12 protein-coding genes are annotated in these 16,000 nt (G+C 68.5%); 6 read left to right on the top strand and 6 right to left on the bottom strand.

Annotation, left to right across the window (positions count from 1 at the left end; genetic code table 11):
- From mtrB to AB0395_RS32100, 5 genes are all read left to right on the top strand, one after another.
- Nucleotides 1–1,737, top strand: coding sequence for an MtrAB system histidine kinase MtrB (gene mtrB / locus AB0395_RS32080; RefSeq protein ID WP_366287565.1), 1,737 nt, complete (start codon nucleotides 1–3; stop codon nucleotides 1,735–1,737).
- A 13-nt stretch (nucleotides 1,738–1,750) separates the two neighbouring features.
- On the top strand, nucleotides 1,751–3,481 hold the full coding sequence (locus AB0395_RS32085) for an LpqB family beta-propeller domain-containing protein (RefSeq protein WP_366287567.1): 1,731 nt from the start codon (nucleotides 1,751–1,753) through the stop codon (nucleotides 3,479–3,481).
- A 110-nt stretch (nucleotides 3,482–3,591) separates the two neighbouring features.
- On the top strand, nucleotides 3,592–4,296 hold the full coding sequence (locus AB0395_RS32090; protein ID WP_366287569.1) for a phosphoribosyltransferase family protein: 705 nt from the start codon (nucleotides 3,592–3,594) through the stop codon (nucleotides 4,294–4,296).
- 520 nt (nucleotides 4,297–4,816) lie between these two features.
- Complete coding sequence (gene raiA / locus AB0395_RS32095) at nucleotides 4,817–5,485, top strand: ribosome-associated translation inhibitor RaiA (protein WP_366287571.1); 669 nt, start codon at nucleotides 4,817–4,819, stop codon at nucleotides 5,483–5,485.
- A gap of 95 nt (nucleotides 5,486–5,580) precedes the next feature.
- On the top strand, nucleotides 5,581–6,285 hold the full coding sequence (locus AB0395_RS32100; RefSeq protein WP_366287573.1) for a response regulator transcription factor: 705 nt from the start codon (nucleotides 5,581–5,583) through the stop codon (nucleotides 6,283–6,285).
- Nucleotides 6,286–6,442: 157 nt separating this feature from the next.
- Here the strand turns inward: AB0395_RS32100 and AB0395_RS32105 are convergent, their stop codons facing one another.
- Nucleotides 6,443–7,648, bottom strand: a complete 1,206-nt coding sequence (locus tag AB0395_RS32105) for a crosslink repair DNA glycosylase YcaQ family protein (protein ID WP_366287575.1) — start codon at nucleotides 7,646–7,648, stop codon at nucleotides 6,443–6,445.
- A gap of 92 nt (nucleotides 7,649–7,740) precedes the next feature.
- On the bottom strand, nucleotides 7,741–8,172 hold the full coding sequence (locus AB0395_RS32110; RefSeq protein ID WP_366287577.1) for an HGxxPAAW family protein: 432 nt from the start codon (nucleotides 8,170–8,172) through the stop codon (nucleotides 7,741–7,743).
- Nucleotides 8,173–8,427: 255 nt separating this feature from the next.
- Between AB0395_RS32110 and secA the strand changes: the two genes are divergently transcribed.
- On the top strand, nucleotides 8,428–11,226 hold the full coding sequence (gene secA, locus AB0395_RS32115) for a preprotein translocase subunit SecA (RefSeq protein ID WP_366287579.1): 2,799 nt from the start codon (nucleotides 8,428–8,430) through the stop codon (nucleotides 11,224–11,226).
- 228 nt (nucleotides 11,227–11,454) lie between these two features.
- On the opposite strand, the gene AB0395_RS32120 is transcribed toward secA, so the two are convergent.
- The 4 genes from AB0395_RS32120 to AB0395_RS32135 all read right to left on the bottom strand — a co-directional run bounded on the left by AB0395_RS32120 (nucleotide 11,455) and on the right by AB0395_RS32135 (nucleotide 15,858).
- Entirely contained in the window at nucleotides 11,455–11,958 is a 504-nt protein-coding gene (locus AB0395_RS32120; RefSeq protein ID WP_366287581.1) for an Rv3235 family protein, read from the bottom strand.
- Between the two features lie 280 nt (nucleotides 11,959–12,238).
- Nucleotides 12,239–13,570, bottom strand: coding sequence for a PTS transporter subunit EIIC (locus AB0395_RS32125; RefSeq protein WP_366287583.1), 1,332 nt, complete (start codon nucleotides 13,568–13,570; stop codon nucleotides 12,239–12,241).
- 96 nt (nucleotides 13,571–13,666) lie between these two features.
- Nucleotides 13,667–15,082, bottom strand: a complete 1,416-nt coding sequence (locus AB0395_RS32130) for a PTS transporter subunit EIIC (RefSeq protein ID WP_366287585.1) — start codon at nucleotides 15,080–15,082, stop codon at nucleotides 13,667–13,669.
- A 35-nt stretch (nucleotides 15,083–15,117) separates the two neighbouring features.
- Complete coding sequence (locus AB0395_RS32135; RefSeq protein ID WP_366287587.1) at nucleotides 15,118–15,858, bottom strand: GntR family transcriptional regulator; 741 nt, start codon at nucleotides 15,856–15,858, stop codon at nucleotides 15,118–15,120.
- Nucleotides 15,859–16,000 lie beyond the last annotated feature (142 nt).

Here is a 16,000-nt window from a genome sequence, read left to right on the forward strand (position 1 = left end):
ATGCCTACTCAGAAGAAGCGCCGCCGCACCCTCCCGCAGCTGGTCAGAGGTGTCCGGCGGCGGGCCAGGCGCGCCGCAGGCGGGGGGCGCAGGGTCTGGCGGAGCTCTCTTCAGCTGCGCGTGGTCACCAGCACGATGGTCATCTCCATCGCGGTCGTCGCCGTGCTCGGCGTCTTCCTCATGCAGTCGATCAGCACGACCATCCTCGGGGCCAGGGACCGCGCGGCGAGGAGTGAGGCGCAGGCCGACCGTAAGGCGGTGCTCGTCTACCTGACCCAGCAGAACGGCGACGCCGCCAAGCCCCCGACCGACCCGGGGCAGGGGCCCCAGCCCGCCGCGGACAGCATGCTCGGCCAGGCGCTCGCGGCGCTCGCGGGACGGGCGGGACCCGCGGTCAGATACTCGGTGATCATCCGAAACGAGAACCTGCCGTGGGAGTTCTACGGCACCACGAACATCGACCCGAGCAGCGTCCCACCGAAGCTGCGCGAGGAGGTGCTCAGGAAGCCGGCGGACGAGGACAGCACCCAGTACTGGGGGCTGCGGTACATGGACAGGCCGGGGACGGTGCCCGGCCTGGTGATCGGCACCCGTCTCGACACCTACGGGACCGGGCTGGGCGACGGATACGAGATCTACCACCTGATCCCGCTTGAGGAGGAGGAGAAGAACCTCACCTCGGTCAGGCAGATGCTCATCCTCGTCGGCGCCGCCCTCGTGCTGCTGCTGGCCGCCATCTCCTCGCTGGTCACCCGTCAGGTGGTCACCCCGGTACGGCTGGCCCGCCAGGCCGCGGAACGGTTGGCCGCAGGCCATCTGGACGAGCGCCTCAAGGTCAGGGGGGAGGACGACCTGGCCCGCCTGGCCGCCTCCTTCAACGAGATGGCCGCGACCCTGGCACTGAAGATCCACCAGCTGGAGGAGCTGTCCCACGTCCAGCGGCAGTTCGTCTCCGACGTCTCGCACGAGCTGCGCACCCCGCTGACCACCGTGCGGATGGCCGCCGACCTGCTCTACGACGCCCGGGAGGACTTCGACCCGATGGCGGCGCGCTCGGCCGAGCTGATGCAGAACCAGCTGAACCGGTTCGAGTCGATGCTCGCCGACCTGCTGGAGATCAGCCGCTACGACGCGGGCGCGGCGGAGCTGGACGTCGAGCCGGTCGACGTCAGGGACGTGGTGCTGCGCGCGGTCGCCGACTCCGAGGCGTTGGCCGAGCGTCACTCGACCCGCTTTGACCTGCGCCTTCCCGGCGAGGCCTGTATGGCGGAGATGGACAGCCGCCGGGTCGAGCGCATCCTGCGCAACCTGCTGTTCAACGCGATCGAGCACGGCGAGGGCCGCGACATCGTCGTCTCCGTCGGGGCGGACCGCGACGCGGTCGCGGTGGCCGTACGGGACCACGGGGTCGGCCTGAAGCCGGGGGAGGAGAACATGGTCTTCGACCGCTTCTGGCGGGCAGACCCCTCCCGCGCGCGGACGATCGGCGGTACGGGCCTCGGCCTGGCGATCTCTCGTGAGGACGCCATGCTGCACGGCGGCTGGCTGCAGGCGTGGGGGGCGCACGGGGAGGGTTCGCAGTTCAGGCTCTCGCTGCCCAGGGTCGCCGGGGCGCCGCTGCGGGGGTCGCCGTTGCCGCTCGTTCCGCCGGAGGTCGAGATGCGGCGGACGTGGCGAGGGCAGATGACGCCGGTCCTCTCACCGGCCGCCGCCGACGGGGGACGTGATGCTGACTAGGGCGGGAAGGCGCGTGGGCACGACGGCCCTGCTGGTCGCGCTGGCCTGCGGGACGGCGTCCTGCTCCGTCATCCCCATCGGGGGCAGGTCCATCGTCGGGGAGAGCGGGAGCAAGGGCAACCCGCTCGGCGACCCGTACGCGCGAGTGATCGCCGTGCCGCCCAACCCGACCTGGTCGGCCGACCAGGTCGTCAGCGGGTTCATGGCCGCGATGGCGAGCATCGACGACCCCAGGCGCGACGTGGCGCGTCAGTACCTCACGGAGGACTTCGCCAGGACCTGGGACCCGCAGAGCGGGGTGACGGTCTACAAACAGGGCGATCCCCGTTCCGTGCAGGTGGGAGAGAAGGACACCCGGGTCATCCTGAAGGGCACCGTCACGGCGCTCATCGACCAGGACGGCCGTTACCGGCCGAGCGGCGGTCCGCTGAACGAGCCCTTCATCCTCGTCAAGGGCCCCAACGGATGGCGTATCGACAGTGCGCCCCCCGGGCTGCTGCTGTCGGAGGCGGACGCCGAGCGCGCCTACCTCAAGGTGGACCTGTACTTCCTCGACGACGAACGCAAGGGCCTGGTGGTCGACCAGGTCAGGGTGCCGATCGACCCCACCTCGAACTTCGCGAAGACGACGGTCGAGCGGCTGCTCAGAGGGCCGAGCAGCTCGCTCAAGGGCGCGGTGCGCTCCGCCTTCGACGGCACCCGGCTCATCGACGTCACCACGGAGGACAACCGGGTCGTCGTCGATCTGTCCAACAAGGTCGCCTCCGACCTCGTCGGGCCGATGACGGCCCAGCTCGCCGGGACGCTGGCCGGGCTCACCAAGGGAGGGTGGGGCTTCGAGGTCAGGGTCGGGGGCGAGCCGTACTACACCGACAGCCCGCTCACGGTCGACGCCCAGGAGCAGACGAGGTTCGACCCGTGGATGGCCCCCGGTGAGATCTACCCGTACTACCTGGCCGACGACTCGCTGTGGCTGCTGGGCAACGAGAAGACCGGCCAGCCCGTGCTCGGCAGGGCCGGGCAGAAGGACAGCACGAGGACCCGTCCGGCGATCAGCGCCCACGCGCAGGTGGCCACGCTCTCCGCGAACGGCAGGGGCATCTCCGTCGCGCCGCTCGCCACGGGCGGCGAGTGGCAGCAGTGGGTCACCGGTGAGTCCCTCGCTCCTCCGTGCTGGGACCGCTACCAGACGTTGTGGACGGTCGACCGGCCCGACGACCACACCTCGAAGGTCATACGGATCCGCGACGGGCAGCGGTACCCGGTCTCCGCCCCCGACCTGGACACCGTCTACGTCAAGTCGTTCAAGGTCGCGCGGGACGGCGTGCACGTCGCGGTGGTCGTGAAGGACGGCGCGGGCGAGCAGGTCAAGATCGGCACCGTGATCGGCAGGGGGAACGCGACCCGCATCGCCAACCTGCAGGTCGTCGTGCCGATCGAGGGCAAGCAGACGATCGAGGACATCGCGTGGAAGGACGGCAAGACCCTGTACGTCCTGACCGGCAAGTCCAACCTGCTTGAGGCCTCGCTCATCGACGAGCCCAAGACCCTGGCCTCGGACCCGCGCATCCAGAGCATCACCGCGCTGGACGGATCCCTGCTCGCCGGGGCCAGGGAGGACGACGGCAAACAGCAGATCCTCTACTGGACCTATGCCAAGTGGGAACCCCTGGTCAAGAACGAGAACGGAACGACGGACTTCGCCGACCACGGTCCTTCGGTTCCCGCCTACCCCCTGGGCTGACGGTGAGGGCGGTTCGGCGGGGCCGTGGTCGTGGGTGGTTCTGTGGTTCGGAGGGGCCGTCGTGGTGGGCGGTCCCGTGGTTTGTCAGTGGCGCCTGGCACGGTGAATCCGTGCCGACCGCTCTGCTCGACCTGGTCCTGCCGCCCCGCTGCGCCGGATGTGACGCACCCGGCGCCCTCTTCTGCTCCCGCTGCGCCGCGGAGCTGTACGGGGAGCCGGGGCGCAGGATGCCCGACCCGTCCCCGCCGGGCCTGCCCGAGTGCTGGTCGGCGACCGTCTACACCGGCGCGGTGCGACGGGCCGTCGTCGCCTACAAGGAGCGCGGCCGTACGGCCCTCGCCCGCCCGCTGGCCGGAGCGCTGGCGCTCACGGTCGCGACCGCGGCGGGAAAGCGTCCCGTCGTCCTCGTCCCCGTGCCGAGTTCCCGCTCCGCGGGAAGGCGTCGCGGGCACGACCCGGTGAACCGGCTCGCCGGGCTGGCCGCCGCCTACCTCCAGGCGGCCGGATGGCCCGCGACGGTCGAGAGGATGCTCGTCCAGCGCCGCCGTGTCGCCGACCAGGCGGGGCTGAGCTCGCTCCAGAGGGCCGAGAATCTCTCTCGGGCATTCAGGGTTACGGTTAACCGGAACGGCTCTGTGCCGGGATTCTGGGGCGACTCAGGGGTGGTTGTGCTGGTCGACGACATCGTCACGACCGGGGCAACGCTCGCCGAGGCGGCCAGGGCCCTGCGGGCGGCGGGGATCGCCGTCCCGCTCGCCGCCACGGTCGCCGCGACACGCCGAAGAGAGCGGATTTCCGGCGGTCACCGACGGTGAGGGAGTGGTGCGGCGAGCCATCACCTCGGAGTCACACCTTCCTGTCCTGGTCGGGAGTTTGCCGCTGATGGGTGGATATGAGAAGCGTTCATATATAGGGATATCGCCCCGCCGTAGAAGCGCTCCCCGACCCCTGACAGCTCCTGTGAGGATCACGCAAAGTGATCCTTCGAGGGCTTCCCAGGCTGACATTCGGCCGGGATGCGGATAGCGTCTGAGCCATGGCACCCGCTCGGGTCCGTGGTTGCGCCGGACCGACCCCCACAAGGGGGCCGGCCTGGCTAGCCGATGCCAGCCGCAGGCTAAACGGTCCACGTAAGACGACTTTTCGTCGATCGATCACGGTGCGGCTTAGAGGTAAGTCCTGCCTTCCCGAGGAGCCAGATGTTCCTCGCCAGAAGAGAAGGGCATGTAGTGGCAAAGAGCTGCGAAACCCTCAGCAGGCGGATGTGGGGACGAAGACCAGGTCGGCCGAGCGGGTGCCGCTGTACCACCGCCGAAGTTCGAAGGGGGGCTGTGCATGGAAATCATCGTCAAGGGTCGGCACACCGGAGTGAGTGACCGATTCCGAGACCACGTGACTACCAAGCTGGCCAGGATCGAGCGTCTGGACCACAAACTCATCAGTGTCGATGTGGAGGTGACCAGAGAGACCAACGGGCGCATCAACGGACCGCGTGAGCGGGTCGAGCTCACCATCCACTCGCGAGGCCCGGCCGTGCGCGCCGAGGCCGCCGCCGACGACCGCTTCTCCGCACTCGACATAGCGCTCGGGAAGCTGGAAGGAAGACTCCGGCGCCTCGCCGACCGACGCAAGATCCACCACGGCAACCACTGTCCCCCTTCCGTCGCCGAGCTCACCGCCACCGCGCTGGCCGAGTCCTTCGAGGCCGACGCCATGCAGGTCCACCTCGAACCCGTCAGGCAGACGGCGGCCGGGCGTGGGGACGACGTCGATCACTCCGAGGACAAGACCATCGTCCCGATCCAGATGGACGGTGACGGCCCGCTGGTGGTCCGTGAGAAGTATCACGAGGCCGACCCGATGACCATCGACCAGGCACTCCTGGAGATGGAGCTGGTCGGGCACGACTTCTACCTGTTCCGCGACAAGGAGAGCGGGCAGCCGAGCGTCGTGTACCTCCGGCAAGGCTACAACTACGGCGTGTTGCGGCTCGTCGAATCCTGACGGGCACCTTCGAAGATCCTCTCCGACCAACCCGAGGACCCGGAACCCATGTAATCATGGCGGTCCAACGGCTCTGGCCCCCCCGAGGAGGAGGCGTGACGGAACCCGACGAAGCGACCCGCCCTGCCAGGCGAGGCGACCCGATCCGCGTGCTGATCGTCGACGATCACGCGCTGATCCGCCGAAGCCTGGAGATGGCGCTGACCGCGGAGACGGACATCGAGGTGGTCGGTGAGGCGAGCGATGGGCAGGAGGCGATCGAACTCGCCGACCGCCTCACCCCGGACGTCATGCTCATGGACGTCCGGATGCCACGCAGGAGCGGCATCGAGGCCGCTCGTGAGATCAAGGCCTCGGTGCCGAGCACGCGGATCATAATGCTCACGGTGAGCGATGAGGAGGAGGATCTCTTCGAGGCGATCAAGGCGGGGGCGACCGGCTACCTGCTGAAGAACGTGCAGCTCGACGAGGTTCCCGAGGCCGTGCGCGGTGTCCACGAAGGACAGTCGCTGATCAACCCGGCGATGGCCGCCAAGTTGATCACCGAGTTCGCCAACATGAGCCGCAAGGAGGCCGAGCGGCCCCCTCAGCTCCCGGTCCCGCGTCTGACGGACCGGGAGATGGAGGTGCTTCGCCTGGTCGCGAAGGGCATGAACAACCGCGAGATCGCCAAGCAGTTGTTCATCTCGGAGAACACCGTGAAGAACCACGTCCGCAACATCCTGGACAAGCTGCAGCTCCACTCCAGGATGGAGGCGGTGGTCTACGCGGTCCGCGAGCGGATGCTCGAGATCACCTGACGGTCCTGGTGAGGTGATTCCTCCGCAGGACCGGCAGGGGTGATCCACCCCGAAGGCCCGGGTGTGGCGACCGGAGTTCCGGTCACCACACCCGGGCCTTCGCCTTGCGGCCGACCGGCTCCCGGTTCCCGGGAGGCTCGGCGAGGAGGGGCCGGGATCAGCGGATCAGGGCCTCAAGCAGCGGGGCGGCGAGCCGAGGGTCGACGCGGTCGACGCGCACGTCGTCGCAGCCGACCCATCCCGCGGCCTCCCACAGGGCATCGGCCATCCCCTCCGCGGCCTTGCGTGGGTTGACGCCGGCCTCAACGCCGACCTGGCGCGCGACCAGGGTCGCCCCCTCGCGGGCCGGGTCGATCCGGCCTATCAGCCGCCCTCCGGCCAGCACCGGCATGGTGAAGTAGCCGTGGACGCGCTTGTCCTTCGGGACGTATGCCTCCAGGCGGTGGTTGAAACCGAAAACACGGGCGGTGCGCGCCCGGTCCCAGACGAGGGAGTCGAAGGGCGAGAGTGGCGTCGTGCGGTGCCGTCCCTTTGGCTCAGAGTCGAGGGCGGCGGGGTCGGCCCAGGCGCTCGCCGCGCGCTCGGGCCAGTCCGGGACGCGCACGGGAACGAGGCCCGCCGTGCCGTCGAGGAGCGCGCTGTCGAGGAGGGCGGCCTCCGGGGCCCTGAGGCGGAGGAAGTCGACCAGGTCGGCGCGTGTGGCCACACCGAGGGCGCGGCCCGCGATCCTGGCGAGGCGGGTGATGCACTCGGCATCGGAGAGGTCCTCGGCCAGCAGATGGGCCGGGACCGCCCGCTCCGTCAGCTCATAGACGCGGCGCCAGCCGGTGCGGCGGGTGCACACGACGTCGCCCGCGTTCAGCAGCCACTCGACGGCGATTTTCGTGTCCGACCTGTCCCACCACCCGCCCCCCTTCCTGCTGCCGCCGATGTCGGCGGTGGTGACCGGGCCGATCTCGCGGACCTGCTCCAGCACCCTGTCCATGGCGGCGGGGATGTCGGCACCGCGGTGCTTCCAGGCGCGCATGTGCCTTCTGCGGAAGGCGTAGAGGGGCCAGTCCTCGATCGGCAGGATGCAGGCGGCGTGGCACCAGTATTCGAAGGCGCGGGCCGGATCGTCCCAGTAGGCCTGCTCGATTTTCCGTTTGTCGACGGCGCCGAGACGGGCGTAGGCGATGAGCTCGTGGGAGCGGGCCAGGACGGAGATCGTGTCGAGCTGGACCGCTCCGAGGCGGCGCAGGGTGGCCGTCGCGCCACCGTGTCGGGCGTCGGCCCCCAGGAAGCCCTGGGCGCGCAGGATGACTCGGCGGGCCTCGTCGGCGGAGAGGGTGAGCGTCATGACCGGGCCGGGGAGAGGGAACACGTCAGCATGCCCCAGAGGCTAACGTTCCACACCGACAAAATTGCTATGACGGTGTTGTGAGGGCGTTGGGGCGGCCCGTGCCCTCCATGCCCTCAGTGTTCCTCGCGTGACGCGTACGGCGCCCGCGGACTGTCGAGGACGACGTCACGGAAGACCCGGAAGGTGAGTAGCAGAATCCCGCCCATGCCGCAGATGGCCGCCCCCACCCAGAACACGAACCAGTCGGGACCCGCGCACAGACCGATGCCGCCGATGGCGAAACCGAGCACGAGGACGGTCACGGCCAGCCACGACGAGGCGCTGCCCCCGTGGTTTCCAGAGTCTTCCTGGCTCCTGGAGTCCGCTCGGATCTCCGGGGTGCCACGATCCGCGGGAAAGCCGGGAGCTGCGGAGAAGCTGGGCGTGAGGGATCCTACGGGGGAGCCGGAGCTGGGGGAGCCGGAGCCCGCGGAGGAGCCGGAACTCATGGGGAAGCCGGGGCTCGTGAGAGGGCTGTCCTCCGTCCGGGGCCCGTCATCGGTCATGGCGGCGGCTCCTCCCAGGTCGCGACGCGCCGGGCGGTCTTACTCGCCGTCATACACGTCCGCAAACCGACATACCCTTTAAGGTGAGCACTAGTCTCTATGAAAAGGGTGCTGGGAACTCCGCGGACACGAAGAGCGTCTTTCAGGGTGGCTGTGTCCGGTGGTAGAACCGCCTACGATGGCAGCGGAGAACCATGTCTCGTCCTCATCCGGAGCCGCCCGGCCACGGAAGACCTGCGAGGAGCCTTACCTAAAGTGCCAGCCTTTCTCGATAAGATTCTTCGCGCAGGCGAAGGCAAGCTTCTGCGTAAGCTCAAGCGGATCGCCGACCAGGTCAACTCCATTGAGGACGACTTCACGAGCCTGACCGACGCCGAGCTGCGCGCGCTCACCGCCGAATACAAGCAGCGCCATGCCAACGGCGAGTCGCTCGACGACCTGCTTCCCGAGGCCTTCGCCACCGTTCGCGAGGCCTCCCGGCGCGTGCTGGGCAAGCGTCACTTCGACGTGCAGATCATGGGCGGGGCCAACCTGCACATGGGCAACATCTCCGAGATGCGCACCGGTGAGGGCAAGACCCTGACCTGTACGCTCCCCGCCTACCTCAATGCCATCTCGGGCAAGGGCGTCCACGTCATCACGGTCAACGACTACCTGGCCAAGCGTGACGCGGACGAGATGGGCCGCATCCACCGCTTCCTCGGCCTCGAGGTCGGCGTGATCCTGGCGAACATGCAGCCGGACGAGCGCCGCAAGCAGTACAACGCCGACATCACTTACGGCACGAACAACGAGTTCGGCTTCGACTACCTGCGCGACAACATGGCCTGGTCGCTGGATGAGTGTGTCCAGCGCGGTCACAACTTCGGCATCGTCGACGAGGTGGACTCGATCCTCATCGACGAGGCCAGGACGCCGCTGATCATCTCGGGTCCCGGCGAGCAGTCCGGCAAGTGGTACGCCGAGTTCGCCAAGATCGTGCCCAGGCTCCGCAGGGGCACCGAGGGCAAGGACGGCGAGGAGAACACCGGCGACTACTCCGTCGACGAGAAGAAGCGCACCGTGGGCATCTTCGAGTCGGGCGTCGAGAAGGTCGAGGACTGGCTCGGGATCGACAACCTCTACAAGCCCGAGCACACCCACCTGGTCGGCTTCCTCAACAACGCGCTGAAGGCCAAGGAGCTCTACAAGAAGGACAAGGACTACATCGTCGTCGAGGGTGAGGTCCTGATCGTCGACGAGTTCACCGGTCGAGTCCTGCACGGCCGCCGCTACAACGAGGGCATGCACCAGGCCATCGAGGCGAAGGAAAGCGTGAAGATCAAGGACGAGAACCAGACTCTCGCCACGATCACGCTGCAGAACTACTTCCGCCTCTACAGCACGCTGTCCGGCATGACCGGAACGGCAGCCACCGAGGCCAACGAGTTCCACCAGACCTACAAGCTCGGCGTCGTCCCGATCCCGACGAACCGGCCGATGATCCGTAAGGATCAGGCCGACGTGGTCTACAAGACCGAGGACGCCAAGTTCCTTGCCTGTGTCGAGGACATCAAGGAGCGCTACGAGAACGGCCAGCCGGTCCTCGTCGGCACCACCAGCGTGGCCAAGTCCGAGCGTCTCGCCAAGGAGCTCAAGCGCAAGGGCGTCAAGCACGAGGTCCTCAACGCGAAGAACCACGCTCGTGAGGCGGCGATCATCGCCGAGGCCGGGCGCAAGCACGCCGTCACCGTCGCCACCAACATGGCCGGTCGAGGCACCGACATCATGCTCGGCGGTAACCCCGACTTCCGCGCCGACCTGGAGCTGCGCAGCCGCGGCCTGGACCCCGTCGAGACTCCGGAGGAGTACGACAAGGCCTGGGGCGAGGCGCTTGAGAAGGCCAGGGAGGCCGTGAAGGCCGAGCACGACGAGGTCACCGAGCTGGGCGGCCTCTACGTGCTGGGAACCGAGCGGCACGAGTCGCGGCGCATCGACAACCAGCTCCGCGGCCGTTCCGGCCGTCAGGGCGACCCGGGTGAGTCGCGGTTCTACCTGTCGCTCGAGGACGACCTCATGCGCCTGTTCAACTCGGCCAGAGTCGAGATGATCATGACGCGGCTGAGCATCCCGGACGACGTCCCGATCGAGTCGGGCATCGTCTCCAAGGCGATCGCCTCCGCTCAGCACCAGGTCGAGCAGCAGAACTTCGAGATCCGTAAGAACGTTCTGAAGTACGACGAGGTCATGAACCGGCAGCGCAAGGTGATCTACGCCGAGCGTCACCGGGTGCTTGAGGGCGCCGACCTGCACGAGCAGATCCGCGGCTTCATCAACGACGTGATCGACGAGTACACCGCGGGAGCCACCGCGGAGGGCTTCGCCGAGGAGTGGGACCTCGACAAGCTGTGGAAGGCGCTTGGCCAGCTCTACCCGATCACTCTCGGCATGGACACGCTCATCGAGGAGGCGGGTGGCCGTGAGGAGCTCACCGCTGAGTTCCTCGGCGAGCGGGTGAAGGCCGACGCGATGGCCGCCTACGACCGTCGCGAGGAGGAGCTGGGCGCGGAGACCATGCGGGAGCTGGAGCGCAGGGTCATCCTGTCGGTCCTGGACCGCAAGTGGCGCGAGCACCTCTACGAGATGGACTACCTCCAGGAGGGCATCGGCCTGCGCGCCATGGCGCAGCGCGACCCGCTGATCGAGTACCAGCGCGAGGGCTTCGAGATGTTCTCCCAGATGCTCGAGGGCATCAAGGAGGAGTCGGTCGGCTACCTGTTCAACCTCGAGGTCGAGGTGCAGACCAACCCGATCGTCGAGGAGCAGCAGGCGGAGGAGGACGAGGCGGTCGCCGAGACTCGCTCCATCATCGCCCGCGGCTTGCGCGGCCCGCAGCGTCCCTCCGAGCTGGAGTACACCGCGCCCGGGGAGAGCGGCGAGATCGAGCACACCAGGGTCAGCACCAAGGCCGAGCGCGACGCCTACGGCAACGTCGAGCGCAACGCCCCGTGCCCCTGCGGCTCCGGCAAGAAGTACAAGCGCTGCCACGGCGACCCCAAGAACCTCGAGGGCTGACCGCAGGACCGGGGATCCCCGCCTGAGCCACCCGCCAGGCGGTCCCGGACCGGGATCCTCGCCGGAGACCTCCGGCGAACCACCGGCCCGGCTCCCGGGCCGTACGGCCTCCGGCTGGAGAGCGTCATTGGAGGGCCCGCACGATCGTGCGGGCCCTCCGCCTTTTCCATGCCTTTTCCATGCCTTTTCCATGCCTCTCCCGCGCGCCTTCGGAGCATCCGGGCTGTGTCAGGGAGCCGCCTCGACGTCCGTGCACAGCCACTGCACGCCCTTGCGCTCCAGCCTCAGTGCCAGCACGCGCGACCGGTCGTCGCAGCGCACCAGGACGCACATCTCCACCACCCCGTCGCGTGGCTGGGACACGTGGGGTGTGCCGACCAGCGGGAGCCGCGCACACTTCATGATCTTGCCGCTCCTGGCCAGCTCGGCCTTCGCCCGGTCGGTCATGTGGGAGGAGACACTCGAAGGCGGCCTCATACCCGCCAGGATCTCGGCGACGGCCTGGCAGAGGGCCCGCAGCCGCCGTTCGTCGGGGATCGCCCCCGGCGGCCCCCAGATCAGTGGCCGTCGAGCCTCAGGCTCCCCGGGGTCGAGGGCGAGGGCCAGCGCACCCTGGACGTACGGCGGCGCGGCGGAGGCCTCCGAGAGCGGGCGCTCGTCGTCGTACGGCGGCTCCCCAGCAGGGGGCGGCGTGACACGGGGGAGCGGTACGGGGCGTGGGGGGCGCGACATGATGACTCCGATTCTCCTCTGCGGCCTGACACAGCTAGGAGTTTCCGGCCTTCCGGCCAGATACGACGGCCGCCAGCTTCTTCGTGGTGGACGGTGTTTCACCCGGATAGGCGGAGAAGATCACCTGAAGCTGGAGCGGTGCCCGTCCGTGACCGGTCGGGTTCCGGCGCGGTCCCCGCCCAGCGGCGGACAGCCGAAACCCGGCGCGCGGCCGGGTCCGATGCGCGGCCGGGTCCCAGTGCGCGGCCGGATCCCGGAGTACGGTGGCCCGAGGCCGCGCTCACGGTGCCGGGGGCCCGGTGGCCGTCCCGGCGGACGCGTCGGCCTCGTCCGGCTCGCGGCCCGGGGTTGCCAGATTCAGCTTCCTGATCAGGATGGTGAACAGCAGGTAGTAGACGACGAAGTAGATCAGCCCGAAGACGATGATCAGGCCGAGCCTGTGGGTGTTGGACTTGCCCGCGTTGAGGAGCATGTCGATGGCACCCCCGGAGAAGGTGAAGCCGAGCCTGCCCCCCAGCTCGGACATCAGAGCCATCGAAACCCCGGTGAGAAGCGCGTGCACCACGAACAGCACGGGCGCCACGAAGATGAAGGCGAACTCCAGCGGTTCGGTGATACCGGTCACGAACGAGGTGAGGCCGGCCGAGAGCATGATGCCGCCCACGGTGGCCCGTTTCTCCTTCGGAGCCGCGCGCCACATCGCGATGGCCGCTCCGAGCAGGCCGAACATCATCACCGGGAAGAAACCGGTCATGAAGATCCCGGCTCCCTGCTCGCCCGCGAAGTAGCAGTTCAGGTCGCCCGCGGCGTTCTTGGTCGCGCCGTCCACACCGGCATGGCACTCAGGGAGGGTGAACCAGACGATCGTGTTCAGGAAGTGGTGCAGGCCGATCGGGATGAGCAGGCGGTTGGCCACGCCGTACACCCCGGCGCCCTCCGTGCCGTGCGCGGCCAGCCAGTCGCCGACGCTCGCGAGCCAGTCGCCGACCGGACGCCAGAGCAGGCCGAAGATCACGCCGAGGATCATCGCGGCGACGGCGGTGACGATGGGGACGAACCGGCGACCGCCGAAGAAGGCGAGCCAGGCGGGGAGTTTGATCCGGTAGTACCGCTCCCAGAGCAGGGCGGCGGTGATGCCGATGATGATGCCTCCCAGGACCCCGGTGGGGTTCTGGACGCCGAGGTTGAGCGCGGGCACCGGCCGCCCCTCGGGGCCGACGACGGTCAACGCGATCTTCTTGTACACCTGGGAGGTCGGGACCGCGCTGAAGAACAGCGTCTTGGTGACCCGGTCGAAGACGAGATAGCCGACGAGCGCGGCGAGCGCGGTCGAGCCGTCCGACCTGCGGGCGAACCCGATCGCGACGCCGATCGCGAACAGCAGTGGCAGGTTGTCGAACAGCGCGCCGCCCGCGGCGGCGAAGACGCCCGCGACCTGGTCGAGGAAGCGGTTGTCCGTTCGCCCGAGCAGGTCTTCCTGGCCGAACCTGAACAGGAGCCCGGCGGCGGGCAGCACCGCGATGGGCATCATGAGCGAGCGCCCGACGCGCTGGAGGATCGCCAGAGCCGACGACCATCCCGACGGGCCGTGCTCCACGGCTGCCGTGCTCATTCTCCGCCCCCCTGCGTCTCGCGGCAGGGGGATGGTTGGTATCTACCACCGGGCGCCGCGGATACACAACGGGAGGCCGTCCGGTGGCGGAGAAGGTCAGGCCTGCCTCTCCAGTCCTCCTTGCCCTTCTCGCGCCCCCGATCCGGCCGCTTCTCCCGGTTCCACGGGTTTCTCCGGCTCCGTCGTGGTCGCGGGCTCGCCGGAGGAACTTGATTCGATGTCCGGTTCCGGTTCCCTGCCCGGCGTCATGATGTTCAGCTTCCTGATCAGGAAGCTGAACACGGTGTAGTAGATCACCGCGTAGATCAGGCCCATCCCGATGATGATCGGGACGCCCCTGGCATTGGAGGCGGTGCCGTACAGGCCGAGGTCGATCAGTCCCGAGGAGAAGGTGAAGGCGAGCTTGGCGCCCAGTGCTGAGGCGATCGCAAGAGAGATGCCGGTCAGCACAATGTGCACCACGAACAGGATCGGGGCCACGAAGACGAAGGCGAACTCGATCGGCTCGGTGATGCCGGTCAGGAAGGCGGTGAGCGCCGCGGAGATCATGATCGAGCCGACCGCGGTGCGGCGGTGCGGCGGCGCGGCCCGCCAGATCGCGATCGCCGCGGCGGGCAGGCCGAACATCAGCACCGGGTACAGTCCCGCCTCGAAACCGCCGTAGCCGGGGGCGCCGTTGTTGAAGCAGATCAGGTCTCCGGCGAGCTGTTTGCCGTCGACCACGCAGCTCGGCACCTGGGTCCAGACCACGTTGTTGACGATGTGGTGCAGCCCCAGCGGGAGCAGTGCGCGGTTGAGCATGCCGTAGATCCCGGCGCCCACGATGCTGTGGGCGCCGAGCCAGTTGCCGAACAGGCCCACCAGGTTGCCGATGAGCGGCCAGACGAACCCGAAGCACACCCCGATGACCATGCCCGCGAAGGCGGTGATGATCGGGACCAGGCGGCGTCCGCTGAAGAAGGCCAGCCAGGTCGGCAGCTTGGTCCGGTAGAACCGCTGCCACAGCAGCGCGGAGACCAAGCCCATGACGACGCCGCCGAGCACCCGGGTCGGGTTCTGAGAGCCGAGGTTGATCACCACGTCGGGGACGGTGGGGTGGGCGGGGTTGAAGAGCTCCTTGGAGATCGTCTTCTTCAGTTCCGGATCGAACAGGTCGAAGAACATGGTCATGCTGACCGCGTGGAAGACCAGGTATCCCACGAGCGCGGCGAGCGCGGTCGAGCCGTCGGCCTTGCGGGCGAACCCGATCGCCACCCCGACCGCGAACAGCACCGGCAGGTTGTCGAAGAGGGTGCCGCCCGCGGTGCCCAGGACGTGGGCGACGTCGTCGAGCAGGGCGTTGTCCGTGCGGCCGACGAGGTCGTCGTGCCCGAGCCGCTGCAGCAGGCCCGCGGCGGGCAGGACGGCGATCGGCAGCATGAGGGAACGTCCCAGACGCTGGAGCACGCCCATTACGGCGGACCCGGTCGAGGGTGCGGCGGGAACGGCCGCATCCGTCGAGGGGGAACTCATCGGACTTTCCTCCAGGGGGTGGGGAAGGGAGGAGGTCAGGTACGGCGCGCCGGTGTCTCCAGGATCGTACGGAGCTGGTAGCGGTCGGCCCGGTAGGTGGAGACTCCGAGTTCGGCGCAGATGCCCCCGGCGAACGAGCGGCGCTGGAGCAGCAGCACAGCCCCGCCGCGCGGCAACTTGAGGAGGTCGGCATCGCCGGGGTCGGCGATTCCGCCGTCTATGGTCAGCTCGCCCGCGTCGAGGATCAGCCCGTAGCGGCTCTCGAGCAGGGCGTAGAGGGAACGGCCCGTCAGGTCGTGGGTGTCGAGGTCAGGTGCGAGGGACACCGGGATGTGGGCTCGCTCGATGCACATGGGTTCGTCGGCCGCGGTGCGCAGCCGTTCGATGAAGTGGACCTCGTCTCCCGGCTGGATGCCGAGCTCCCTGGCGAGGTGCGCGCTGGCCCTGACCACCCGGCGGTCCAGATCGCGCGAGCCGGGCTCCATGCCGCGGGCACGCATCTCGTCGCTGAAGGAGGTCAGCCGGAGAGCCATTTCGATCTTGGGGCGGGCCACGAAGGTGCCCTTGCCCGCGACGCGCTGCAGCCTGCCCTCTGAGACCAGGTGGTCGACCGCCTGCCGTACCGTCATGCGGGACAGTTCGAAGCGCTGGCAGAGCTCGCGCTCGGACGGGATCGCCGCGCCGATCGCCAGCTCGTTGCTCTCGATGAGGTCGAGCAGGATCTCCCGAAGCTGAAAATACTTGGGCACGGGACTGTCCGGATCGATCTGGGCCACGGGATCCTCCCCTCTCGATCTGGGATGTACTGATGAGTTATGGTTCGTACTGGTCTAGTCCGGACTAGACCACAGGCCGGAAAAGGGTGTCAATGTACGGACCGGCGACGGATCGATAACGGCCCGATCTCGTCAGTCCGAA

The organism is Streptosporangium sp. NPDC051023, from assembly GCF_040689595.1.
GTDB lineage: Bacteria > Actinomycetota > Actinomycetes > Streptosporangiales > Streptosporangiaceae > Streptosporangium.